The 23,211-nt window shown below is 62.9% G+C and carries 20 protein-coding genes; 16 read left to right on the top strand and 4 right to left on the bottom strand.

Going from position 1 to position 23,211, the window contains the following annotated elements; all coding sequences use genetic code 11:
* Nucleotides 1-95: 95 nt before the first annotated feature.
* Nucleotides 96-2,489: a RelA/SpoT family protein gene (locus FQP90_RS03840; protein WP_144648399.1), complete on the top strand. Its 2,394-nt coding sequence runs from the start codon at nucleotides 96-98 to the stop codon at nucleotides 2,487-2,489.
* On the opposite strand, the gene FQP90_RS03835 is transcribed toward FQP90_RS03840, so the two are convergent.
* The 3 genes from FQP90_RS03835 to FQP90_RS03825 form a co-directional block, all read right to left on the bottom strand.
* Nucleotides 2,486-3,094, bottom strand: a complete 609-nt coding sequence (locus FQP90_RS03835) for a hypothetical protein (protein ID WP_144648398.1) — start codon at nucleotides 3,092-3,094, stop codon at nucleotides 2,486-2,488. The genes FQP90_RS03840 and FQP90_RS03835 overlap by 4 nt on opposite strands.
* 100 nt (nucleotides 3,095-3,194) lie before the next feature.
* Nucleotides 3,195-4,754 carry a DUF349 domain-containing protein gene (locus FQP90_RS03830; RefSeq protein ID WP_144648397.1) on the bottom strand — a complete coding sequence of 520 codons (1,560 nt, stop codon included), beginning with the start codon at nucleotides 4,752-4,754 and terminating at the stop codon, nucleotides 3,195-3,197.
* A gap of 66 nt (nucleotides 4,755-4,820) precedes the next feature.
* On the bottom strand, nucleotides 4,821-5,615 hold the full coding sequence (locus FQP90_RS03825) for a peptidylprolyl isomerase (RefSeq protein ID WP_208759931.1): 795 nt from the start codon (nucleotides 5,613-5,615) through the stop codon (nucleotides 4,821-4,823).
* Between the two features lie 209 nt (nucleotides 5,616-5,824).
* Between FQP90_RS03825 and hisS the strand changes: the two genes are divergently transcribed.
* The 3 genes from hisS to FQP90_RS03810 all read left to right on the top strand — a co-directional run bounded on the left by hisS (nucleotide 5,825) and on the right by FQP90_RS03810 (nucleotide 9,942).
* Nucleotides 5,825-7,180 carry a histidine--tRNA ligase gene (hisS, locus tag FQP90_RS03820; RefSeq protein ID WP_144648396.1) on the top strand — a complete coding sequence of 452 codons (1,356 nt, stop codon included), beginning with the start codon at nucleotides 5,825-5,827 and terminating at the stop codon, nucleotides 7,178-7,180.
* A 112-nt stretch (nucleotides 7,181-7,292) separates the two neighbouring features.
* Nucleotides 7,293-9,086: an aspartate--tRNA ligase gene (aspS, locus tag FQP90_RS03815; RefSeq protein ID WP_208759930.1), complete on the top strand. Its 1,794-nt coding sequence runs from the start codon at nucleotides 7,293-7,295 to the stop codon at nucleotides 9,084-9,086.
* 70 nt (nucleotides 9,087-9,156) lie between these two features.
* Nucleotides 9,157-9,942, top strand: a complete 786-nt coding sequence (locus tag FQP90_RS03810; RefSeq protein WP_144648394.1) for a GNAT family N-acetyltransferase — start codon at nucleotides 9,157-9,159, stop codon at nucleotides 9,940-9,942.
* 27 nt (nucleotides 9,943-9,969) lie between these two features.
* Here FQP90_RS03810 and FQP90_RS03805 read toward each other — a convergent pair whose 3' ends face one another.
* Nucleotides 9,970-10,569, bottom strand: a complete 600-nt coding sequence (locus FQP90_RS03805; protein ID WP_144648393.1) for a Vms1/Ankzf1 family peptidyl-tRNA hydrolase — start codon at nucleotides 10,567-10,569, stop codon at nucleotides 9,970-9,972.
* A 42-nt stretch (nucleotides 10,570-10,611) separates the two neighbouring features.
* Here FQP90_RS03805 and FQP90_RS03800 point away from each other — a divergent pair, with 42 nt between their 5' ends.
* From FQP90_RS03800 to FQP90_RS03745, 12 genes are all read left to right on the top strand, one after another.
* The gene (locus FQP90_RS03800) at nucleotides 10,612-12,096 is read left to right on the top strand and encodes a replication-associated recombination protein A (protein ID WP_144648392.1); all 1,485 of its coding nucleotides are present in this window, start codon (nucleotides 10,612-10,614) and stop codon (nucleotides 12,094-12,096) included.
* A 205-nt stretch (nucleotides 12,097-12,301) separates the two neighbouring features.
* Complete coding sequence (gene rpsD, locus FQP90_RS03795) at nucleotides 12,302-12,922, top strand: 30S ribosomal protein S4 (RefSeq protein ID WP_144648391.1); 621 nt, start codon at nucleotides 12,302-12,304, stop codon at nucleotides 12,920-12,922.
* A gap of 158 nt (nucleotides 12,923-13,080) precedes the next feature.
* A complete protein-coding gene (locus tag FQP90_RS03790) occupies nucleotides 13,081-13,455 on the top strand; it encodes a DUF948 domain-containing protein (RefSeq protein ID WP_144648390.1) in 375 nt (124 codons plus the stop codon).
* A gap of 51 nt (nucleotides 13,456-13,506) precedes the next feature.
* Nucleotides 13,507-13,737 (top strand): hypothetical protein, encoded by a 231-nt coding sequence (locus FQP90_RS03785; RefSeq protein ID WP_208759929.1) that lies wholly within the window; start codon nucleotides 13,507-13,509, stop codon nucleotides 13,735-13,737.
* Between the two features lie 114 nt (nucleotides 13,738-13,851).
* Complete coding sequence (alaS, locus tag FQP90_RS03780; RefSeq protein WP_144648389.1) at nucleotides 13,852-16,530, top strand: alanine--tRNA ligase; 2,679 nt, start codon at nucleotides 13,852-13,854, stop codon at nucleotides 16,528-16,530.
* A gap of 2 nt (nucleotides 16,531-16,532) precedes the next feature.
* Complete coding sequence (gene ruvX, locus FQP90_RS03775) at nucleotides 16,533-17,123, top strand: Holliday junction resolvase RuvX (RefSeq protein WP_144648388.1); 591 nt, start codon at nucleotides 16,533-16,535, stop codon at nucleotides 17,121-17,123.
* The gene (gene mltG, locus FQP90_RS03770; protein ID WP_144648387.1) at nucleotides 17,120-18,838 is read left to right on the top strand and encodes an endolytic transglycosylase MltG; all 1,719 of its coding nucleotides are present in this window, start codon (nucleotides 17,120-17,122) and stop codon (nucleotides 18,836-18,838) included. Before ruvX ends, mltG begins: the two co-directional genes overlap by 4 nt.
* Nucleotides 18,835-19,689 (top strand): shikimate dehydrogenase, encoded by an 855-nt coding sequence (locus FQP90_RS03765; protein WP_144648386.1) that lies wholly within the window; start codon nucleotides 18,835-18,837, stop codon nucleotides 19,687-19,689. The genes mltG and FQP90_RS03765 overlap by 4 nt, the downstream gene beginning before the upstream one ends.
* Nucleotides 19,690-19,715: 26 nt before the next feature.
* Nucleotides 19,716-20,915 carry a chorismate synthase gene (gene aroC, locus FQP90_RS03760; RefSeq protein WP_144648385.1) on the top strand — a complete coding sequence of 400 codons (1,200 nt, stop codon included), beginning with the start codon at nucleotides 19,716-19,718 and terminating at the stop codon, nucleotides 20,913-20,915.
* Entirely contained in the window at nucleotides 20,915-21,481 is a 567-nt protein-coding gene (locus FQP90_RS03755; protein WP_144648384.1) for a shikimate kinase, read from the top strand. Before aroC ends, FQP90_RS03755 begins: the two co-directional genes overlap by 1 nt.
* Nucleotides 21,478-22,569: a 3-dehydroquinate synthase gene (aroB, locus tag FQP90_RS03750; RefSeq protein WP_144648383.1), complete on the top strand. Its 1,092-nt coding sequence runs from the start codon at nucleotides 21,478-21,480 to the stop codon at nucleotides 22,567-22,569. The genes FQP90_RS03755 and aroB overlap by 4 nt, the downstream gene beginning before the upstream one ends.
* On the top strand, nucleotides 22,566-23,087 hold the full coding sequence (locus FQP90_RS03745; protein WP_144648382.1) for a tetratricopeptide repeat protein: 522 nt from the start codon (nucleotides 22,566-22,568) through the stop codon (nucleotides 23,085-23,087). The genes aroB and FQP90_RS03745 overlap by 4 nt, the downstream gene beginning before the upstream one ends.
* Nucleotides 23,088-23,211 lie beyond the last annotated feature (124 nt).

The following is a 23,211-nucleotide window of genomic DNA, read 5'->3' as shown; positions in this document are numbered from 1 at the left end:
CTTGCCGCTGTCATCGTCATGTGCTGTCCAGTTGCAGAAGCATTCACTTGCGGGAATAGACTGGGAGAATTAAATCGGTTGTGAGGGGTACTTCTGTGGAAGAACGTGCGACGTCGGCACCACCGGCGGGCGGGGAAGACGGCCGCAGTGCTGTGGCGGTTCCGGCAACGAGCGTGGCTGGACGGACCGCAGGTGCGGTACCGGTCGATACTCCCGGCGTGCGTCCAACCTTTCCGGGGCGGCGTGAGCGCACTCGTTCCCGACTGGCACGGCTCACCGGCCGCGGCGTCGCTCCGTACTCGCCGATCCTTGAGCCCCTGCTGCGGACTGTTCGGGCCAACAATCCCAAAGAAGACTTTGACCTGATCCAGCGCGCCTTTGCCGTAGCAGAGCGTAGCCACCAGGGCCAGAAACGCAAGAGCGGCGATCCTTACATCACCCACCCCGTCGCAGTAGCCACCATACTGGCTGAGCTCGGTATGACGGGTACGACTCTGGCCGCGGCCCTGCTCCACGACACCGTCGAAGACACTCCGTACACGCTCGCTGACCTGACGAGGGACTTTGGTCCTGAAGTCGCCATGCTCGTGGACGGCGTGACCAAGCTGGACAAGGTCAGCTTTGGCGAGGCCGCCCAGTCGGAGACCGTCCGCAAAATGGTTGTGGCGATGGCCAAGGACATCCGTGTCCTGATGATCAAGTTGGCCGACCGCCTGCACAACGCACGTACCTGGCGCTTCGTTTCCGCAGAGTCTTCGTCGCGCAAAGCCCGCGAAACACTCGAAATCTTCGCGCCGCTGGCCCACCGCCTGGGTATGAACACCATCAAGTGGGAACTTGAGGACCTGTCCTTTGCGGCTCTCTACCCCAAGGTGTACGAAGAAATAGTCCGCATGGTGGGAGACCGGACGCCGGAGCGCGAGAAGAGCCTCAGCGTCATCCGCAACCAGATCGCCGACGATCTCCGGACCGCCCGGATCAAAGCCACCATCACCGGCCGGCCCAAGCACTATTACTCGATCTACCAGAAGATGATCGTCAGGGATAAGGACTTTGACGACATCAACGACCTCATGGGGGTTCGTGTCCTGGTCGATTCGGTGCGCGACTGTTACGCAGCACTTGGCACCCTGCACTCGCGATGGAACCCCCTTCCGGGTCGGTTCAAGGACTACATCGCGATGCCGAAGTTCAATATGTACCAATCGCTGCATACCACCGTCATAGGTCCCGGTGGGAAACCAGTGGAGATCCAGATCCGTACCCACGAGATGCATCGCCGTGCAGAATACGGTGTTGCTGCGCACTGGAAGTACAAGGATCAGCCCAACAGGACAGCCCAAGGCCCGGGCAGCCCGCGCGACGGCGACATGGGCTGGCTGAGGTCCTTGGTGGACTGGCAGCAGGAGACGTCCGATCCTGGGGAGTTCTTGGATTCCCTGCGGTACGAAATCAACGCCCGGGAAGTCTTCGTGTTCACGCCCAAGGGCGAAGTCATGGCACTTCCTGCGGGGTCCACGCCTGTGGACTTTGCCTACGCCGTTCATACGGAGGTGGGACACCGCACCATTGGTGCGCGGGTCAACGGCAAACTGGTTCCCCTCAACAGTGAGCTGAACCATGGCGACTGGGTGGAGATCTTCACCTCCAAGGCGGAAGGCGCCGGACCAAGCCAGGACTGGCAGCATTTCGTTAAATCGGCCCGTGCGCGCAACAAGATCCGTCAGTGGTTCACCAAGGAACGCCGCGAAGAAGCGATCGACCGCGGCAAGGACATGCTGACACGCGCCATGCGGAAGCAGAACCTCCCATTGCAGCGGCTCATGACTCACGATGCTTTGTCGGCAGTCGCGGAGGACTTCCACTACGTCGACATTTCCGGGCTCTACGCGGGGGTCGGCGACGGGCATACATCTGCCCAGTCCGTCATGGAAAAGCTCATGGAGCAGCTGGGCGGCCATGAAACGCCGGACGAAGACCTCGATGAAGTCAGTATTGCCACGCAGGTTGCCAAGTCCAAGTTCTCTGATTCGGGCGTCATTGTCCGCGGCGTGGGCGATGTTTGGGTCAAGCTGGCCCGGTGTTGCACGCCTGTGCCGCCTGATCCCATCCTGGGCTTCGTTACCCGTGGATCGGGCGTATCCGTCCACCGAACCGATTGCACTAACGTTTCGGGTCTCCGTGACCAGCCGGACAGGATCGTCGAAGTTGAGTGGGCACCCACGCAGTCCAGTGTCTTCCTGGTGGAAATCCAAGTGGAAGCGCTGGACAGGAAGTCCCTCCTGTCCGACGTGACGCGTATCTTGTCCGAAAATCACGTCAATATCCTCGCCGCATCGGTTCACACTTCCAGCGACAGAGTAGCCATCTCGAAGTTCGCCTTCGAGATGGGTGATCCCAAGTACCTGCACCACGTGTTGAACGCCGTGCGCCGCATCGACGGTGTCTTCGACGTCTACCGCACCACCGGCAACCGGCGCCGCAGCTAAGTCGCATCTTCATCAGCCAGTCGTGAAAGCGTGGTCAACGCCCGTTTTTTATGGGGCACTCTTGGTGATGCCTCCACGGCCAGAATGAGGAGGCGCAGCCTGATCCCGAGTTCCTTCCGGTTCAGGAGGCGCCTTAGCGCGGGCAGGGCGCGGTCTGTTTCGACGTGGAGGGCGATGTCCGCGGCCGTACGGAGTGGACTGCTCACCAGCATTCCACCCAGGCTCACCACATCCAGCTGTCCAAGCCGCACCTCATGGAGGCTGCATGGGGTGGTGCCTCGCAAACTGGATATCCGGTGCTTCGCGTCAACCAAGAGCGACAAATGCTCTGGAGGTTTGGCGCAGCCGTAGATCCATGCTGCTGTCAGCCGTCCGGCGACCACCTTGGTGCGAATCCGTTCCGGGACGGTCAGGGCCGCTGCACGGGCACGCAGCCGGTGCGTGACGGCCACACCCGGTGAGGCGTAGCTCTTGCCGTAGAGGGGCAGCAGGATGCCATCCAAGGCCATCCCCTGCAATTCGTGCCAGGTGAAGATTCGGCTGGGGGAGTAGAGCTCAGGGATGACCGGCTCGACTAAGTGCGGGGTGGTTGCAGCGGGGACCATCCATTGATCATTCCGCGCAGCGGCCTAACGAGTACAGGCTCCGTCCCGGTTATGTGGATAACGGGAACGGAGCCTGTATCAAGCGAAACGCAGAAAAGAACTAAGCGAGGTCGCTGGCCGAGCGTTGGATCTGGTCAAGCCAAGCCTGGCGTGCTTCCAAGGCCTCGCGCGCGGCCTTGATACGGCGCTGGTCGCCTGCCTTCTCCGCCTTTTCGAGGTCTTCCTTCAGGCCGGCAATGGCGGTCTCCAGCTGAGACAAGGCGCTGTTGGTCCGGGCCTTTGTCTCGGGGTTGCTCCGGCGCCACTTCTCTTCTTCAGCGTCGCGCACAGCGTCCTCCACCTTGCGAAGGCCAGCCTCAATGCGACCCATGTCTGCGCGCGGAACCTTGCCTGCCTCTTCCCAACGGTCCCGGATGGACTGGAGGGCCTTCTTGGCGGCGTTGAGATCGTTGATGGGAAGGAGGGCCTGCGCCTCGGCTACCAGCTGTTCCTTGACGGCCAGGTTGGCAGTGTATTCCTGGTCGATTTGATCATTGGCCGCCTGGCGATTGCTGAAGAATACGTCCTGGGCCGCACGGAACCGACTCCACAGGGCGTCGTCGTCCTTGCGGCTGGCGCGAGGGGTAGCCTTCCACTGGTCCATCAGCCGGCGATACTCGCCGGCAGCGAATCCCCAGTCGGTGGACGAGGACAGTGCCTCGGCCTCCGCAATCAGGGCTTCCTTGGCGGACTTGGCAGCAGAGTTGTTGCTGTCCAGTTGGGAGAAGTAGGCCCGGCGGTGTCGATCAAACACTGTTCGTGCTGAACGGAACCGCTTCCACAGGGCGTCTTCGTTGCTGCGGCCGAGCCGGACGCCGCTCTTCTGGGCAGCCTTCCATGTCTCGAACAGTTCGTTCATGCGGGCGCTGGAGGTTTTCCACTGGATCTGTGCAGGATCCTGGCCGGCAATGGACTCCGCTTCGGCCACGATGGCTTCCCGGGCTGCAAGCTCGGAGGCGCGGACGGCGTCATGGGCAGCCTTTTCGGACTTTTCCAGCTCCACGATCTGGGTGGACAGGGCGTCAAGTCGGGACTCGGCGGAGCGGATGTCGCCCACCATGTTCCGTTCGGCGAGCTGCTCACGCAGATGGGTGACAGTCTTCTGCATGTCCGTTGCGGGTGCCTTGGACTCCACCCGGTGTTCGAGCAGGACCACCTGGGCGATGATGTCGTCGAACTTCCGTGCGAAGTAGCCCAGCGCTTCATCGGGGCTGACGCCTGGGTATTGGCCGACGGCGATTTCCTCACCATCCAGCGTCAGGAAGACGTGGCCGTCACCTTCGGCACGACCCCATTTGGCTGCTTCAGCAAGTGTCGCCGCGGACACTGCCGGAGCGGCAGGCACGACGGCGGCGGGAGCCTTGGGCCGGGCCGCAAACGCTGCGGGGGAAGGCGCCGGAGACGGCGTAGGGCGAGGTGCAGCCGCCGGTGCAGGCTCAGCCACTGCAGCGGGTTCCTCCGCTGCGGAGGCTGCGGGCTCAGCCGGGGTTGGCTCTTCTGCGGTCACGGGCTGTTCTGCAGATACAGGAGCGGACGCTTCCGTACTGTTGGTATCGGTCGCCTCGACTGCTTCTTCGTTGGCCACTGCTGCTGTTTCGTCGGATTTCTGACTGTCTGTCACCGCTAAAAGTCTTTCGCTTGGAGGGACTGCTAAGGTAATGCACCCCGGGCCGGGGCCTGGGGCTGGTTACTTCAGAGAAAACGAGTCTATCGTGACAGGTGCCACAGGGGCGCCGTCGCCGGTGTTTACGCCAGCTTTGAGGCCTGCGGCCGCAATCGTGGTGACCACGTCCAAACCGCTGGTTACCTTGCCCACCACGGTGTAGCCACCGGCCGTGTCCGCAGGGATGGTGGTGTCCTTATACACAATGAAGAACTGGTGGCCATTGCCGTAGGCGTCGTTCCCGGTGCGGGCAACAGCGATCGTTCCCGCGGGGTATTTGTTGTCCGCCGGAGTGTTTTCCAGAGGCCCCCAGCGGTAGTTGGCGTCATCGGCGCCATCTTCGGTCTTCGCGCCGCATTGCAGGAGCCCAAACGTTTCGGATGTGGTCAGGCGGTGGCAGAACGCGCCGTTGTAGTAGCTGGCGTCGCTCAGCGACTTGAGCACCGCGGCAGCCTGTGGCGCAGCGGTTCCGTTCAGTTCAACGCCAATGACGCCGCTGTTCAAGGCGAGCTCACCAGTGAAGGTTTTACCCGCGGCAGTGTCGGGGCTGGGAATGTCGGCACTGTTTGAGGCCGCCGGTGAAGCGGACGGAGAACTGAGCCCGGCTTCGGCCGCGGCGAACTCAGCCTCGGTGGGATTCGAGCTGAACACCGTCAATTGCAGAACGACGGCAAGAATCACCGCCGCGGTTCCTGCGCCGATGGCGATGGTGTTGTCGCGTTTGCGCCGCTTGCCCTGTTCCTGTCGCAGGGCACGCTTGGCTTCCATCTGCCTGATGCGCCGTTTCGCTTCGCGGTCATCCCGCGACCTTGTTGCCAAGAGTCCTCCTGATTGTGTCCACGTTCGTTGGCTGCCGACAGGAACCCGGGCGTGCTGCATTAGATGTGCACGCGCGGAAAGCATAAACTGGCTGCCGCACATAGTTTATGCATGACCGGCTGGACGCCCGCCCTGTAAACGCCGAACGGGTGTTTAAAGCTGCGGCGCTGTTGGGCTGGGTCAGCTTTCTTCGAGGAGACATTTCCACCATGGCACGTACCGCCTCCCTGTCCGGATTCCCCGAGTGGCTTCCCCAGGAGCGGTTGGTGGAGCTCCACGTGCTGGACACGCTCCGGAAGACATTCGAACTCCACGGATTTTCCTCCATTGAGACCAGGGCTGTGGAAACGGTCGGCCAATTGCTCCGCAAAGGCGAGATCGACAAAGAGGTCTATGGCCTGAGCAGGCTTCAGGACGATGAGGCAGACGCCGCGAAGCAGAACCAAGCGGACAAGGCAGATCCCAACGCCCTGGCCCTGCACTTCGACCTCACCGTTCCCTTCGCACGCTATGTGGTGGAGAACGCCGGGTACCTGGCGTTCCCCTTTCGCCGCTACCAGATCCAGAAGGTATGGCGGGGCGAGCGTCCTCAGGAGGGTCGCGCCCGCGAATTCACCCAGGCGGACATCGACGTCGTGGGCGATGGCGAGCTGCCCTTCCGCTACGACGTCGAGATCGCGCTGGTCATCGCCGAGGCCCTGAGTGCCTTGCCGATTCCGGACTTCCGGCTTCGAATCAACAACCGCAAACTCGCGGAAGGGTTCTACCGCGGCATTGGTTTGACGGACACCGCTGGCGTTTTGCGAAGCATCGACAAGTTGGAGAAGATCGGCGCCGGGAAAGTCGCTGAGCTGTTGAATAGCGAACTGGGAGCGACCGAGGAACAAGCGGCCCTGGCTCTCAAGCTCGCCGGCATCCGCACGGAAGACACGTCGTTCGTCCAGCAGGTGCGTGCTTTGGGTGTGACCGATGAGCTTCTGGAAGAGGGCCTCAACGAGCTGGAGCAGGTCATCCAGGCAGCTGTACAGCGCGCCCCGGGCAAAGTAGTCGCGGACTTGAGCATCGCGCGAGGACTCGACTACTACACGGGGACCGTCGTGGAGACCGTGCTGGTCGGCCACGAGCAGCTTGGTTCGATTTGCTCCGGCGGACGCTACGACGCTTTGGCGAGCAAGGGCAACCGCAAGTTCCCCGGCGTCGGCCTTTCCATCGGCGTGACCCGACTCGTCTCCCGCATCCTGAGCCAGGAACTGGCCACGGCATCCCGCTCAGTGCCAACCGCGGTCCTTGTTGCCCTGAACACCGACGACAGCTGGTCAGCCGCCCAGGACATCGGGGCCCAGCTGCGTGGTCGTGGCATCGCAACCGAGGTTGCGGCCAAGGCTGAGAAGTTCGGCAAGCAGATCAAGTTCGCGGACCGCCGCGGAATCCCTTTCGTCTGGTTCACCGACGACGACGGCCAGCACCAGGTCAAGGACATCCGCTCCGGAGAACAGGTGGACGCCGACCCGGCGACGTGGACACCTTCGGAAGAAGACCTGCACGTTCGAGTCACCACTGCCTGATTCCCGCACCCTTCGTTCCGTCCTCGTGGCGGGAGCCGCGGCCGGGGCGGGTAAACTCGGACGGGATCGTCTTTGCGGCGATCCCTATAAATTTCATGCTGAAAGGAATGCTGTGCTGCGCACACATGACCTCGGATCCCTTCGCTCCGAGCACATTGGACAAACCGTTACCCTGGCCGGCTGGGTGGGCCGCCGCCGTGATCACGGTGGCGTTGCATTCGTTGACCTGCGTGACGCCTCCGGGGTCGCCCAGGTGGTTGTCCGTGAGGAAGAGGTCTTCCACGGCCTGCGGAACGAATACGTCCTGCAGGTGACGGGCACGGTCAATAAGCGTCCTGAAGGCAATGAGAACCCTGCCTTGGCTACGGGTGAAATCGAGGTCATGGCCGATAAAGTCGTCATCCTCAACACCTCCGAGCCGCTTCCGTTCCAAATCGACGAGCACGTCGAAGTTGGCGAGGAAGCACGGCTCAAGCACCGCTACCTGGACCTTCGCCGTCCCGGCCCCGCCCGCAACATGCGCCTGCGTTCTGAGGCCAACCGTGTGGCACGCGAACTGCTGCATCAGCGCGGTTACATCGAAATTGAGACGCCCACGCTGACGCGTTCGACGCCGGAAGGTGCCCGCGACTTCGTCGTGCCGGCACGTCTGGCCCCGGGCTCCTGGTACGCGCTTCCGCAGTCGCCGCAGCTTTTCAAGCAACTCCTCCAGGTGGGCGGCTTCGAAAAGTACTACCAGATTGCCCGTTGCTACCGCGATGAAGACTTCCGTGCGGACCGCCAGCCGGAATTCACGCAGTTGGATATCGAAGCCAGCTTCGTGGACCAGGACGACGTCATTGAGCTCGGCGAAGCAATCGTCAAGGCACTCTGGCAGCTGATCGATGTCGAGATCCCCACTCCGATCCGCCGGATGACCTACCTGGATGCGATGGCCAAATACGGCTCGGACAAGCCGGACCTGCGGTTCGGCGTTGAACTGACCGAGCTCACTGAGTTCTTCAAGGACACCAACTTCGGCGTCTTCAAGGCACCATACGTGGGCGCCGTCGTCATGCCTGGTGGCGCGTCACAACCCCGTCGAACTCTGGACGGCTGGCAGGAATTCGCCAAGCAGCGCGGGCACAAAGGCCTGGCCTACGTCCTCTTCAAGGAAGACGGCGAGCTTGCTGGTCCGGTTGCCAAGAACCTGACGGAGGCCGAGCGTGAGGGGCTCGCCGACGCTGTTGGCGCCAAGCCCGGCGACTGCATTTTCTTCGCGGCCGGCGAGAAGTCAGCCGCCCGCGCCCTCCTCGGAGCTGCCCGCGTGGAAATCGGTCACCGCACGGGTCTGATCGATCCCAAACACTGGGCTTTCGTGTGGATCGTGGATGCGCCGATGTTTGAGCCCGCTGCAGCAGCCGTCGCTTCCGGCGACGTCGCTGTCGGCGGTGGCCAGTGGACGGCAGTACACCACGCGTTCACCTCGCCAAAGCCCGAGTTCCTGGACACGTTCGACAAGGACCCCGAGTCCGCACTTTCCTACGCCTACGACATCGTCTGCAACGGCAACGAAATCGGTGGCGGCTCCATCCGTATCCACGAGCGCGAAGTTCAGGAACGCGTCTTCCAGCTCATGGGCCTGGACAAGGAAGACGCCGAAACGAAGTTCGGTTTCCTGCTGGAGGGCTTCAAGTACGGCGCACCTCCGCATGGCGGCATGGCCCTCGGCTGGGACCGCGTCGTCGCCTTGCTCGCCGGCGTGGAGTCCATCCGCGACGTCATTGCCTTCCCGAAGTCAGGCAACGGCTACGACCCCCTGACTGCGGCGCCGGCTCCGATCACGGCGCAGCAGCGCAAGGAGGCAGGCGTCGACTTCAAGCCGGAGGCCAAGCCTGCGGCCAAGCCGGAAACGACATCCGAGTAAATCTGTAGCCAAAGGCTCTCCACCTCGGTGGGGAGCCTTTGGTGTTCCCTCGACGAAAGGTGAACCGGCCGTGGTTGAGCAAGCCACCATCGAGTCACTCATGGACAAAGCCTGGCCCGCCCTTGAGCGGGAGGCGGCAGGGGAGTGGGTGCTCCGAGCCTCGGATGGAGTGACGCAACGGGCCAACTCCGTGTGGCCGAGGTCCATACAGGGTCACGATTCCGGTCTTTCCGCTGAAGGCGGACTCGAAGCGGCCATCCGCTCGGCTTCTCAGTGGTACCGGAAACGACGGCTGCCACTGATTTTCCAGGTCTTCGAGGATTCCCGGAGTGCTGCCCTTAATTCCGTGTTGGACGGGCAACGCTTCACGCGGCAGTCTGAGACAAGGATCATGGTCCGTGGTGTGGACGGTCTGCCTCCTGGCTCCCCGGACGTGGAGATCTCCCACCGGCCCTCGGAAGAATGGCTTGAGGTGTGGTGGTCTGTCGACGGTCGCGGCGGTGCCGCTGAACTGTCCGTCGCCCATAAGATCCTCACCGCTTGTCCCTCGCTCTATGCCTTGGTGCGGGATGACGACGGCGTCCCCGCCGCCGTCGGACGGCTTGCCTTGGTGGACGGTTGGGGCGGTATCTACAGCATGGCGACGTCGGCAGCCCACCGTAGGCGCGGATACGGAGCCAAGGTCTTGGCGTGCCTGCTTGAGGGCGGCGCCGAGAAGGGCTTGGAAGGGTTTTGGCTGTTGGTGACAGCAGCCAATAGCGCAGCGCAGTCGCTCTACGCCCAAGCCGGTTTCTCTGAATACGGCAGCTATGTGTATCGCCAGGCTCCGTTGAAACGCGCACCCGGCGGCTGTTGAAGAGTGCTCCTGAGTTGAACAGTGCTCCTATGCGGACGGATCAGTCACGATGATCCGCACCGAGCAGGCGTCCGCCGCGGCCTTCGCCAGCGCCGCGGCCTTGGGCTCTTGAACGTCCAGGAAAGCCAGGCGGGTACGTCCGGACACGGCCTTGAGTGCGGGGTGGGCGAGCACTTGACCCACCAAAGCACGGTCCCCGCCAGGAACTATGTACTCGATGCGGTGTTCGTTGAAGATCCTCGCGGCGTGCTCGGCTGTTGCTTTGGTCTCAACGAAGCGGTTACCGCTTTTTGAACCAAGAATGGTGGAGCCACTGGCGGCGGCCAGGGCGTAGCCGCCCCTGCGCACCAGCAGCAGGCCAAGGCCGCGTTCCTGGCTGGCAAGCGAGGCCATGCGCTCCAGCTCGGTAGCGCCCCGGCCCGGGCGTCCGTCGGTCGGCCACGGCGCCCGCAACAATGCGGTTGCTCCGTCGGCCGCGCGCAGGATCAACCCGCCGTCGTCGAAGTCTTCAACAACGGGACCATGGCTCGCAGTGAAACGGTGAAGCCAACCCTGCAACCTTGCTGCGGGCACCACAGCGGTCCGGTTGCCGGAGTGCTGCGGCGGGGCCGATGCAGGACGGTCCATGGTGGATGTCTCCTTTGCTGGAACTATGAGTAGCCTATCCATGTGGAAGATCTCTTTGGTGCCGGTGCAGTCAACGACGACGAGTCGGAGGAACTGCCTGCCGCCGGGGGGCCTTCCGACGCTCACTGGATGGCGTCGCAGCGCAGCCCGTTGGCTGTGAGGATGCGGCCCCGCACTTTGGACGACGTCGTGGGGCAGCAGCATCTGCTGGGGCACGGTTCACCCCTGCGCCAGCTGGCAGCCGGGGCGGAGGCGGCCGGACCGGCGGGTCCGAGCTCGGTCATCCTGTGGGGTCCGCCTGGAACCGGCAAGACCACCCTGGCTCACGTGATCGCCCGCGGCCCGGGGCGGAAATTCGTTGAATTGTCGGCCATCACGGCAGGCGTCAAGGATGTCCGGCGCGTCATGGACGAGGCCTTGACGGCCCGGGACTTGTATAAGAAAACCACGGTCCTGTTCCTCGACGAGATTCACCGCTTCAACAAAGCCCAGCAGGATGCACTGCTGCCAGGAGTGGAGAACCGTTGGGTGGTGCTGGTGGCAGCAACTACGGAAAACCCGTCGTTCTCGGTGGTGTCGCCGCTTCTGTCCCGTTCGCTGTTGCTGACGCTGAAGCCGCTCACCGACGACGACATCTCGGGTCTGTTGCAGAGGGCCGTGGCCGACGCCCGTGGCCTTGCCGGTCGCGTGGAGCTCAGCCCGGAGGCGTTGGACCATCTGGTCCGGTTGTCCGGAGGCGACGCCCGCAGGGCGCTGACGGCGCTGGAAGCTGCCGCCGGTGTAGCGTTCGGTGACTCCGCCGCCGTCGGGAATATCGGCTCCGCCGAGGCGGAGGAGGTCGGCGACGACGGCGAACCGGGACTTGCCAACGACGGCGCGCCTGACGCGCCGGTACTGGTGGAACTGCGCCACACCGAGAGGGCACTGGACGCCGCGGCCGTTCGATACGACCGCGCCGGCGACCAGCATTACGATGTGGCCAGCGCCTTTATCAAGTCCATCCGGGGCTCGGATGTGGACGCTGCCCTTCACTATTTGGCCCGCATGCTGGAAGCCGGCGAGGACCCGCGGTTCGTGGCCCGCCGCATTGTGATCTCAGCTGCGGAGGACATTGGCATGGCTGACCCCACGGCGCTGCAGACAGCGGTAGCCGCGGCGCAAGCGGTCCAACTGATCGGTATGCCGGAAGGCCGCATTGTCCTGGCCGAGGCTGTGGTCCACCTGGCCACCGCACCCAAGTCCAATGCCGCCTACATGGGGTTGAATAAAGCCGTGGCAGATGTCCGGGCCGGATTCGGCGGCGGAATCCCCATGCATCTGCGTGACGCGCATTATCCGGGGGCCAAGCAGCTGGGACACGGCAAGAGCTACAAGTACGCGCACGACGAGCCACACGGCGTGGCAACCCAGCAGTATCCGCCGGATGATTTGGTGGGCAAGGACTACTACGAGCCCACCAGCAATGGCGCCGAACGGGACATCGCAGCAAGATTGGAACGCCTTCGCAAGATAGTCCGCGGTGAGTAGACCACAGCAGGAGGCCGACAGTGGGTGGCGGGCCTGCACATGGTAGGATAGTTGCTTGTCTGGCATGGCCCGACGCACAATCCCTTTGAAGATTTCCTCATTAGTGCTGTGCGCCCGGGCTAGTAGCAAGAGGCAGCGGTTGGCCGATGCTCTCCCTGATGGAGGCCAGTAACACTGACACACCGCAGTAATTGGAAGGACACAAGTGGCTAACAACACTCGTGCTCGCCGTACCGCACGCCTCTCGCGTGCACTCGGCATTGCTCTGACCCCCAAGGCCGCCAAGTACATGGAGCGCCGCCCGTACGGCCCCGGTGAGCATGGCCGTGCCCGCAAGAAGCAGGACTCCGACTACGCCGTACGTCTGCGCGAAAAGCAGCGTCTGCGCGCCCAGTACGGCATCCGCGAAGCACAGATGACCCGTGCCTTCGAAGAAGCACGCCGCACCAAGGGCCTCACCGGTGAAAACCTGGTTGAGCTGCTCGAAATGCGTCTGGACGCCCTCGTGCTCCGTGCCGGTTTCGCCCGCACCATCGCACAGGCACGCCAGCTGGTTGTGCACCGCCACATCATGGTTGACGGCATCCGCGTGGACCGCCCGTCCTTCCGCGTTGGCGAAGGCCAGCTCATCCACGTTCACAGCCGCTCCGAGGTTATGCCCCCGTTCCAGGTGGCAGCTGCTGGCGCACACGTCCTCAACAACGTGCCGGCTTACCTGGACGTCAAGATCGAGTCTCTGCAGGCCCGCCTGGTTCGTCGCCCGAAGCGCTCCGAGGTCCCCGTGATCTGCGAAGAGCAGCTCGTCGTCGAATTCTACGCTCGCTAAATCCAAGCAGCGCATACAAAGAAGCCCGTGGCAAACGCCGCGGGCTTCTTTGTATGTAAGGTACCGGCCCAATGTAGGTAAGGTACTTGGGGAGGCCTTGGCCAAAGCCACAACATGGCGGGTGCAAGGCAGCGCAACGATCCTAGGAGAAGAGTTCTATGTCTGGTGGCGACATCGCCGGCCTCATCGCAGCAGGAGTCTTTGCGCTCCTTGTCTTGCTGTTGGCCGTGCCCATCCTGAAGCTGGGCAGCGTCTTTGACGAGGTCCGCACCTCCATCCGTTCCATCAGCGACGGCGCAACGCCCCTGATGGACGAAGTGACCGCAACGGTCTCTACCACCAACCAGCAGTTGAAGAAGGTTGACGGTATCGCCTCCAACGTTTCCGACGCGTCGGCCAACATCTCTGCGCTGTCCTCGCTTGTGGCCGCAACAGTGGGTTCGCCACTGATCAAGGTGGCCGCCTTCAGCTATGGCGTCCGTTCCGCCTTCGCTGGCCGCCGGGCCCCTTCCTCAGGCCGTCGCAGCCGCTGAACAAGCAGCCGCCGAACAATCAGTAGCTGAACACAGGGAGACCAGAAACCCATGAAGAGAATCGTTTGGATGGGCATTGGCGTCGCAATCGGCGTCATCGCCTTCCGCAAGATCACCGAGGCGCAGGCAAACCTGGGCCCCGAAGGTTTGAACCGTGCCGTTGGCCGGATGGCTGACGGGCTGTTCGACTTCGCCGATGCAGTGCGGTCGGGCATGCACCAACGGGAAGAGGATCTCCGGGCCGCGCTCGGGATCGATGACGCCGCAGCAGGCGGACGGTAGCAGGAGCGGTTCGCTCCCAGGCCCTCAACAGGGCAGAATGGAAAGCTGCGGAACGGCACCAGCCGGTCCGCGCACATCGTGTGCAGTGAATTGAGAAGGGTAAGTAATCAGCTAATGAAGTCGCAGGAGATCACCAAGCGCTGGGTGGACTTTTTTGTCAGCAAGGGCCACACCGCCGTTCCCTCCGCGTCGCTCGTTTCCAGCGACCCGTCACTTCTCTTCACTGTGGCCGGAATGGTTCCCTTCATTCCTTACCTGACCGCACGCGAAGAGCCTCCCTACAAGCGTGCAACCAGCGTGCAGAAGTGCATCCGCACCGGAGACATTGAAGAAGTAGGCAAAACAGCCCGGCATGGAACGTTCTTCCAGATGTGCGGCAACTTCTCCTTCGGTGACTACTTCAAAGAAGACGCCATCAAGTTCGCCTTCGAACTGCTCACCACCAGCGTGGACGACGGCGGTTATGGACTTCCCGCCGAGCGCCTTTGGGTGACGGTCTACGAAGAGGACGACGAAGCCAAGGAACTGTGGCTCAAGAATACCGGCATCCCGGCTGAGCGCATCCAGCGCATGGGCAAGGCTGACAACTACTGGTCCACAGGCCAGCCCGGCCCCGCCGGCCCCTGCTCGGAGATCTACTACGACCGCGGCCCCGCCTACGGCATCGAGGGTGGACCCCTCGCCGATGAGACCCGGTACATCGAAATCTGGAACCTCGTGTTCATGCAGTACCAGATTGAGAACGTCCGCTCCAAGGTGGATTTCGACATCGTCGGCGAACTGCCACAGAAGAACATCGACACAGGCCTTGGCATGGAGCGCCTTGCGATGATCCTTCAGGGCGTCGAGAACATGTACGAGACGGACCAGGTCCGTCCTGTCATCGACAAAGCCGCCGAATTGTCGGGCCGTGAGTACACCTCCGCCGAGTCCCCGGACGATCCGCACCACACGGACGATGTCCGTATGCGCGTGGTGGGTGACCACATCCGTTCCGCCCTGATGCTGATCGCCGATGGCGTATCACCCTCCAACGAAGGCCGCGGCTACGTGCTGCGGCGCCTGATCCGCCGTGCTGTTCGCGCCATGCGCCTGCTGGGCGTCGAAAAGGCCTGCCTGCCGGACCTCCTTCCCGCCTCACGCGACGCCATGAAGGGTGTCTACCCGGTGGTGGAGACTGACTTTGCCCGTATCAGCCGCATCGCCTACGCCGAAGAGAAGGCGTTCCTGCGCACCATTGCTTCGGGTACGGCCCGCTTGGAGGACGCGGTGGCTGAGTCGAAGGCTGCCGGAGGTCCTTTGTCCGGCGCCGATGCCTTCGCCCTGCACGACACTTACGGCTTTCCGATTGACCTGACCCTGGAGATGGCGGAAGAGGCCGGCCTCAAGGTTGACGAGGCGGGCTTCCGTGCGCTCATGCTCGAACAGCGCCAGCGCGCACAGGCTGACGCCAAGGGCAAAAAGGGCGGCCACGCCGACCTCAGTGCCTACCAAGAGCTCCTCGGCAAGGGCGAGACCGTCTTCACGGGCTACGACGAACTTGAAGGCGAGGCTAAGGTTCGCGGCATCGTCAGCGGCGGCCGCGCTGTGGCGCACGCCTCCACCGGCGACGAAATCGAGCTCGTCCTCAACGAAACCCCGTTCTACGCCGAAGCGGGCGGCCAGTCCGCCGACACCGGCCTTATCACCGGCGATGGCTTCGTGGTGGAGGTCCTGGACGTCCAGCGTCCCATCAAGGGCCTGAGCGTGCACAAGGCAATCGTCCGCGAAGGCGAAATTGCTTCCGACGCGCTGGTTCGTGCCGCCGTCGACCGCGAACGCCGCCACGCAGCCGAGCAGGCACACACCGGTACGCACATCGTGCATGCCGCCCTGCACCAGATCCTGGGGCCGGAAGCCACGCAGCGCGGTTCGTACAACAAGGCCGGCTACCTCCGCTTCGACTTCGCCTGGGGTGAAGGCCTGAGCACGGCCACCCGCTCCGAAATCGAAGAGGTCTCCAACATCGCCATCCGGAACAACTTCCGCGTGGATACCAAGGTGATGGGACTGGCTGAGGCCAAGGCTTTGGGCGCCATGGCACTGTTCGGTGAGAACTACGGCAGTGAAGTGCGCGTGGTAGAGATCGACGGCGCGTGGTCCCGTGAGTTGTGCGGTGGCACGCACGTTTCCAACACGTCGCTGATCGGCAGCCTTTCCCTCCTCGGCGAGCAGTCCGTTGGTTCGGGAAACCGCCGTGTAGAGGCCTTCGTTGGTTTGGACGCATTCCGCCACCTGGCTGCCGAACGAGCTCTGGTGACTGAACTCACCGAACTCCTCAAGGTTCCGTCCGGACAACTTGCGGACCGCATCTCCAGCACCCTCAGCAAGCTCAAGGCCACGGAAAAGGAACTCGACCGCCTCCGCAAGGAACAGCTTGCTGCAGCGGCTGCGAATCTGGTGGGAACCGCAAAGGACGCTGCCGGCGTCCGCGTCATAGCCCACGACGCCGGCCAGGTCGGGGGAGCCGACGACCTCCGGAACCTTGCCTTGGACCTGCGCAGCCGCTTGGGCTCAGACGCTGCCACTGTGGCAGTGGCGGGTGTCAGCAACGATCGGCCCGTCATCCTTATCGCAACCAATGAAGCCGCCCGTGAAGCAGGCGTGAAAGCCGGGGCACTGGTCCGACTGGCCGCAGGGATCCTCGGCGGCGGCGGTGGCGGCAAGGACGACGTCGCCCAAGGCGGCGGCAGCGACGCTGGGAAGGTCCCTGAGGCCCTCACAGCGGTGGTTGATGCGATAGCCAAGCGCTGACGGTGGCTTCCAGTACTAACAGTGGCGTCTACCCCCAGGGCATCAAGCTGGGGGTAGACGTCGGTACCGTCAGAGTGGGCGTCGCCATCAGCGATCCCGACGGAATCCTGGCCACGCCGTTTAAGACAGTGGGGCGGGACGCGAAGAAAAATTCCGACATCCGTCTGGTGGTAAAGCACGCAGCGGATTTGCCGGCAGTGCAAATTTTCGTGGGCCTTCCGAGGACCATGAAAGGCGAGGAACGCGGGTCCGCGAGCATGGCCACCGAATACGCCGAGCTCCTTGTGGGTGAGCTGGTCCGGGCCGGTTTGGACATTCCCGTGAACCTCGTGGATGAGCGGCTTTCCACCGTGACGGCACACCGCAACCTGCATGAAGCTGGCATGAGCAGCAAGAACCACCGTAAAGTGGTTGATCAGGTTGCTGCTGCTGGAATACTTCAGCACGCGATCGACATGCAAAAAGCCAGAGGAACGGACGTTGGCCGCCGAGTGCAGGCACCGGTGCAGTCCGAAAAGCCCAGCAGTGCCCCAACGCTGCGGGCTGCCTCCGGCAGTGAACCCGATTCTTCTACGAGGGGACTGCAACTGTGAGCCCGGTCAACAACGACCCCTCCAGCGGTGCCGCCAGCGGCGGCATGCCGCTGACCCGCAAAGAGCTGCGGGCGCGGGAACGATTCCTCGCCACGCAGAACCACAACGTGGTACCCGTTCCCGAAGCGACTCCGGGGGAGGCTGCAGCCCCAGCCAATGTTGAGCCTGAACTGCCCCGTCCAGTGCCCGCTGTTCCCCCAACGCCCGCCGCACCACCGGTACCGGTGGATCCGCCTGTTTCTCAAGGCAAGCCTGAACCTGAAGCTACGTCCGAGCCTGTTGCCAAGCCGGTGGTTGCTCCTCCGGTTCCTTCAGCTCAGCCTGTCTCTGCTGCGGTACCGGTTGTGGAGTCTCCTTCGGCCGCAGCGGCAACGGAGGAGCAGCATGCCGAGGTCCAGGTGGATGGTGTTGCTGCCCCCGAGGCCGGCACTCATGAAGACCAGCTGGAACCTGAGCACATCGATGCTGAACGGGTCCATGCTGACCACGTCCACGCGGAACACGCGGAAGAGTCGGTCCATGGCGACCACTTCGAGGAGCACGACGCCCACTACGGCTTCGAGGCCCATGAAGAACTCCACGATGAGCTTCACCACGACGACCCCCATCACGTTTTGATTGCTCCCGTTGAAAATACGGCGTCCAAAGCCGCAGCCAAGAAGGCGCGTCGCCGCCGTCGGGTGCTTGCCCTCCTGATCACGCTGGGTGTCTTCGTAGCCGCCATAGCCATTGGCGCCCAATTCCTGAAGCCTTTGCTGGGCATGGATAAAGTCACCGACTACCCGGGGCCGGGTACCGGTTCTGTCAACATCACCGTGGCCGAAGGCTCCGGACCCAAGGTGGTTGCCACCACCCTGGTACAAAACGGAGTAGTGGCCGACGCCGATGCGTTCGTCAAGGAATTCCTCAGTGAGGGCGGTGAGCTGTCTCCCGGGGAATTCACGTTCCGTACCCAGATGAAGAACTCCGATGCCGTGGCCGTGCTGGTCAATAAGGATGCTTCCAAGGTCATGTACTTCGCCTTGAGCGCTGGACTGCGGATCAACGAGTCGTTGGAGGCGATCTCCAAGGGTTCGGGCATTCCCATGCAGGAACTCAACGCCCTCAATCAGGCGCCGGGGCAGTTTGGTGTCCCTGCCAAGGCCAAGAACCTTGAGGGTTTCCTGGCGCCCGGAGAGTACCGCTTTGCACTTGGTACACCGGCCAAGGACATCATCCAGAAGCTGGTGACCACCACACTGGACGAACTCAAGTCCCAGGGAATTACGGATTCCGCCAAGCAGTACGACACCGTCACCATTGCGAGCATCGTCCAGGCTGAAGGTGGGCAGGCGGACTACGGTAACGTGGCCGGCGCCATCTACAACAGGCTCAAGCCAAATAACGTGGAGACCAGCGGCCTGATTCAATCGGATGCCACGGTGACCTACGGACTGGGAAAGAAATCCTTCCACCTCACCGAGGAAGAGAAGGCCGATAAGTCCAACACGTACAACACCTACGCCAACGTTGGCTTGCCGGCCGGGCCCATTGGCTCACCGGGCAAGACCGCCATCGATGCAGCGGCCAAACCTACCCAGAACGAGTACCTCTACTGGGTGACCATCAACCTTGATACCAAGGAGACCAAGTTCTCCAAGACGCTGGCTGAGCACAACACGTACGTTGCCCAATACAACGCATGGTGCCAGGCCAACGCGGGACGGTGTGTGTGAGTCGTCGCGCCGCAGTCCTGGGGCACCCGATCTCGCACTCGAAATCCCCGGCACTGCACACTGCCGCCTACGCCAAACTGGGCGTTGACATCGAGTACTCAGCCATCGACGTTACGGAAGAGACGCTTCCGTCGTTTATGGAATCACTCCGTGGGGACCACTCCTGGTGCGGCCTGTCGGTGACCATGCCGCTGAAATCGGCCATGGTCAAGGAAGTGGATGAGGTCCGCGGCGCCGGCGCCCACTTGGGTGTCATCAATACTGTTGTGTTCGAGCACGACGGCGGGTTGGTGCGTCGCGTCGGGTACAACACCGATGTCGCCGGGATCGTTGAGTCGGTTCGCTATGCGGGCGTGGCTTCCACACCCCACGCGGCCATTCTTGGCGGCGGTGGTACGTCGGCTGCGGCTGTTGCAGCCGTCCAGGAACTCGGGACCCGCCACGTCGACGTTTTTGTTCGCGATGCCGGCCGTGCAGGGGACGCAGTAGCTGCTGCGGCCGCCGTCGGAATTTCCGTCACCGTCCGGCCACTGACGGAAGCTGCCGCTGCAGTGGCAGGAACGGAACTGGTGATCTCAACCTTCCCGCCGCGCGCCGCCGATGATTTGGCGGAACAGCTCGCAGCACTGCCGGGCACCGGCGCCGGTGTCCTCTTGGACGTTGCCTACGATCCCTGGCCAAGCCGCCTTGCCGAAGTGTGGCATGGCCATGGCGGAGCTGTGGTCCCGGGACTGGAGATGCTGATGTACCAGGCGGCCGAGCAGATCAGGCGCTTCAGCGGCTGTGACGTGGATGCCGCCGTCATAGATGTGATGTGCGACTCAGTCGGGCTTCCCCGGCGAGTGTTCTAGAGGCCTTACATGGCAGGATTGGTTATATGTTGCGTTGGTTGACTGCCGGTGAATCCCATGGTCCGGCACTGATCGGAATTGTTGAAGGCGTACCTGCTGGTGTTGAGCTCACCAGCGGGCAGATTCGTGACGCGTTGGCGCGTCGCCGCCTGGGTTATGGCCGTGGTGCCCGCATGAAGTTCGAGCAGGACGAGGTCACCATCATGGGTGGCGTCCGGCACGGGCTCACACAAGGTGGCCCGGTGGCCATCCAGGTTGGCAATACCGAGTGGCCCAAGTGGGAGCAGATCATGTCTGCTGACCCCGTGGACCCCGAGGTCCTCGCCGACCAGGCCCGCAACGCCCCTTTGACGCGTCCACGCCCAGGACATGCGGATTTCACGGGCATGCAGAAGTACGGCTTCGACGAAGCCCGACCGGTTCTTGAACGTGCCAGTGCGCGCGAGACCGCCACGCGTGTTGCCCTGGGTACCGTTGCTGCCCAGTTCCTGAAGCAACTCGGCGTCGAACTGGTGAGCCACACGGTGTCCATTGCCAGCGTCACAGTTCCCGAAGGCCGGCCACTGCCGTCGCCGAGGGACGTCATTGCCCTCGACGCTGATCCCTTGCGCTGTTTCGACCGCGAAACCTCCGACGCGATGGTTGCCGAGGTGGATGCCGCCCACAAGGAAGGCGAAACCCTCGGCGGTGTCGTTGAGGTCCTGGCCTACGGGCTGCCGCCGGGACTGGGCAGCTACGTGCACTGGGATCGTCGACTCGATTCGAGGCTGGCCGCTGCGCTGATGGGCATCCAGGCCATCAAGGGCGTTGAGGTCGGCGACGGCTTCCTTACGGCGGCCCGCCGCGGCTCCGCGGCCCACGATGAGATCCTCAAGGACGAGAACGGCAAGATCGTCCGCCAGACCAACCGGGCCGGCGGCATTGAAGGCGGCATGAGCATCGGCGAGGTCCTGCGTGTTCGTGCTGCCATGAAGCCCATCGCGACTGTACCGCGTGCCCTGCGCACCATTGATGTCAGCACGGGTGAGCCTGCCAAGGCCCACCACCAGCGTTCCGACGTCTGCGCGGTTCCTGCGGCAGGCGTTGTTGCCGAAGCCATGGTGGCGCTCGTTCTGGCCGAAGCCGTTGCCGAGAAGTTCGGTGGCGACTCCGTTGCTGAGACCCAGCGAAACCTGCAAAGCTACCTCGACAGCATCCCGGCCACCTTGGACTCGGTCGGCCGGTAGTGGTCCGCGCTATCCTGGATGGCTGCCCCAGCCGTCCCGTTGTCCTGGTGGGTCCCATGGCTGTTGGCAAGTCGGCCATTGGCCAGCAGTTGGCCCAGCAACTCGGTCTGCCGTTTGTGGACACCGACGCAGTAGTGGTTGCTGCCCACGGCAGCATCGCGGACATCTTTGCCGGGCGGGGAGAGCACGCATTTCGCGAGATCGAAGCAAGGGCGGTGGCGAAGTCCATCGAGTCCGCCAAAGCACAGCCGGCCATCATCTCGTTGGGTGGAGGAGCAGTTCTCGACTCCGGCACGCAGCAGTTGCTGGGGGAGTGCACTGTGGTTTATCTGGAATGCGACGCGGAAACCGTTGCAGACCGGATTGCGCGAAACACCGGCAGGCCGCTTTTGCAAGGCGACGCAATGACCCGATGGGAAGCCTTGTTTGCCACCAGGCGTCCCGTCTATGAACGACTCGCGGATATCGTCATGGACGTCCGTTCAGGATCCGTGGCGGAAATCGGCCTCCAGTTGGAGGAGCGGCTGCGCCAGCATGCAGCCTTGAAAGAGGAAGTTGAAAAGTGAGCAACGAAGCAACTGTCATCAAGGTGACCGGCCAGTCAGCCAATGAGAACTACGACGTCGTGGTGGGCCGTGGCCTTCTGGGAACGCTGCCTGACAAACTCGGCGAGCGTGTCCGACGCGTTCTGGTCATCCACCCCCGTGCTCTGCGGTTGACCGGGGATACCGTCCGTGATGAGCTCGACGCTGCCGGATTCACGGCGCTCACAGCCGAAATTCCGGACGCGGAGGAAGGCAAGCACATCCAGGTTGCCGCATTCTGCTGGCAGGTGCTGGGTCAGAACGATTTCACCCGATCGGATGCCATCGTGGCTGTCGGTGGCGGTGCGGTCACCGACCTCGCGGGATTCGTGGCAGCGACGTGGCTTCGTGGCGTCAAGGTCATCCACATGCCCACGAGCCTCTTGGGCATGGTTGATGCCTCGGTGGGGGGCAAGACCGGCATCAACACCGCGGAGGGCAAGAACCTTGTGGGGTCGTTCCACCCGCCCGCCGCAGTCTTGGCCGACCTTGACACCCTGCAGACGCTGCCCAAGAACGAACTCATTTCCGGCATGGCAGAAGTCATCAAGTGCGGATTCATCGCTGATCCCGCAATCCTTGACCTGGTGGAGAAGAACACCGACGCCGTGATGGATCCGGGGTCGGAAGTGGTCCGCGAGCTCATTGAGCGCGCCATCACGGTGAAGGCTGACGTCGTTTCCCAGGACCTCAAGGAGTCCGGCCTGAGGGAGATCCTGAACTACGGCCACACCTTGGGCCACGCCATCGAACTCGTGGAACGCTATTCGTGGCGCCACGGTGCCGCGGTCTCGGTGGGCATGATGTTTGCCGCTGAGCTGTCACGCAGCGTGGGCCGGTTGTCGGATACCGATGCGGATCGGCACCGCACCATACTGGAAAGCCTGGGCCTTCCCATCACGTACCGCAGGGACCGATGGCAGGGTTTGCTGGACGGCATGCGCCGCGACAAGAAATCCCGAGGTGACTTGCTCCGCTTCGTTGTCCTCGATGGCGTGGCCAAGCCAGGCATTCTGGACGTTCCCGATACCTCCCTGTTGTTTGCCGCCTACCAGGAGATCGCATCATGACGGTCGCCGTTCGTGAAGGCGTGAGCGACTGGCCGACAGCCGGCTTCCCTGGGGTCCGGATGAACCCGGACACATTGTTGCCTGTGGTCGTCAACGAGGATGTCATGGAGACCGCGCTTGCGGCCTCGGAAGACCCTGCTGATCGAATTATGGCGCTCCTGCTGGAGAACCAGCCCAAGGAAGCGGCCGAACTCCTGGCCGAAGCCCGCTACAAGGATCCCGAGTCGTTCCGGCTCCGGATCTTCGAAGCTGAGGTCCATCGTGCAACCAACCGCCTGGACCGTGCAGTGCAGTTGTTCCGACACCTGCTGCACGAGGTCCAGGGGAGTTCCAAGGAAGCCATCGTCCGCCAGTATCTGGGGCGCGCGTATTTCGTGAGCGGAAATGCGTTGGCGGCATCAGAAGAGTTCGCCAAAGCGCTGGACCTTCGGGTGGCAATGGCCGCCGATGCCGCGCTGATTTACTCTTCCGCTGTGGCCCTGCAGCGTGCCCGGGATGTCATGGAAGTCGCTTCCTGAAAGCTGCGGAAATTGCCACTCGCGAGGGTTCGGCTCATTTGCCGGTAGAATGGTTCTTGGATTTTTGATAAATACGCGCTGGCGCGCCGAATGGCACGCCTGCTTGGCATAGACAGCTGGCAGC

This window comes from Paenarthrobacter nitroguajacolicus, from assembly GCF_007786235.1.
GTDB classification, from domain to species: domain Bacteria; phylum Actinomycetota; class Actinomycetes; order Actinomycetales; family Micrococcaceae; genus Arthrobacter; species Arthrobacter nitroguajacolicus_A.
Note: the sequence above shows the minus strand (reverse complement) of the source record. Positions and strands in the feature narration are given on the sequence as shown.

Coding starts and splice junctions, on each gene's coding strand:
- aroC (WP_144648385.1), top strand. CDS start 19,716: ATGTTGCGTTGGTTGACTGCCGGTGAATCCCATGGTCCGGCACTGATC.
- hisS (WP_144648396.1), top strand. CDS start 5,825: ATGGCACGTACCGCCTCCCTGTCCGGATTCCCCGAGTGGCTTCCCCAG.
- FQP90_RS03785 (WP_208759929.1), top strand. CDS start 13,507: ATGAAGAGAATCGTTTGGATGGGCATTGGCGTCGCAATCGGCGTCATC.
- FQP90_RS03790 (WP_144648390.1), top strand. CDS start 13,081: ATGTCTGGTGGCGACATCGCCGGCCTCATCGCAGCAGGAGTCTTTGCG.
- FQP90_RS03835 (WP_144648398.1), bottom strand. CDS start 3,094: ATGGTCCCCGCTGCAACCACCCCGCACTTAGTCGAGCCGGTCATCCCT.
- alaS (WP_144648389.1), top strand. CDS start 13,852: ATGAAGTCGCAGGAGATCACCAAGCGCTGGGTGGACTTTTTTGTCAGC.
- FQP90_RS03745 (WP_144648382.1), top strand. CDS start 22,566: ATGACGGTCGCCGTTCGTGAAGGCGTGAGCGACTGGCCGACAGCCGGC.
- FQP90_RS03805 (WP_144648393.1), bottom strand. CDS start 10,569: ATGGACCGTCCTGCATCGGCCCCGCCGCAGCACTCCGGCAACCGGACC.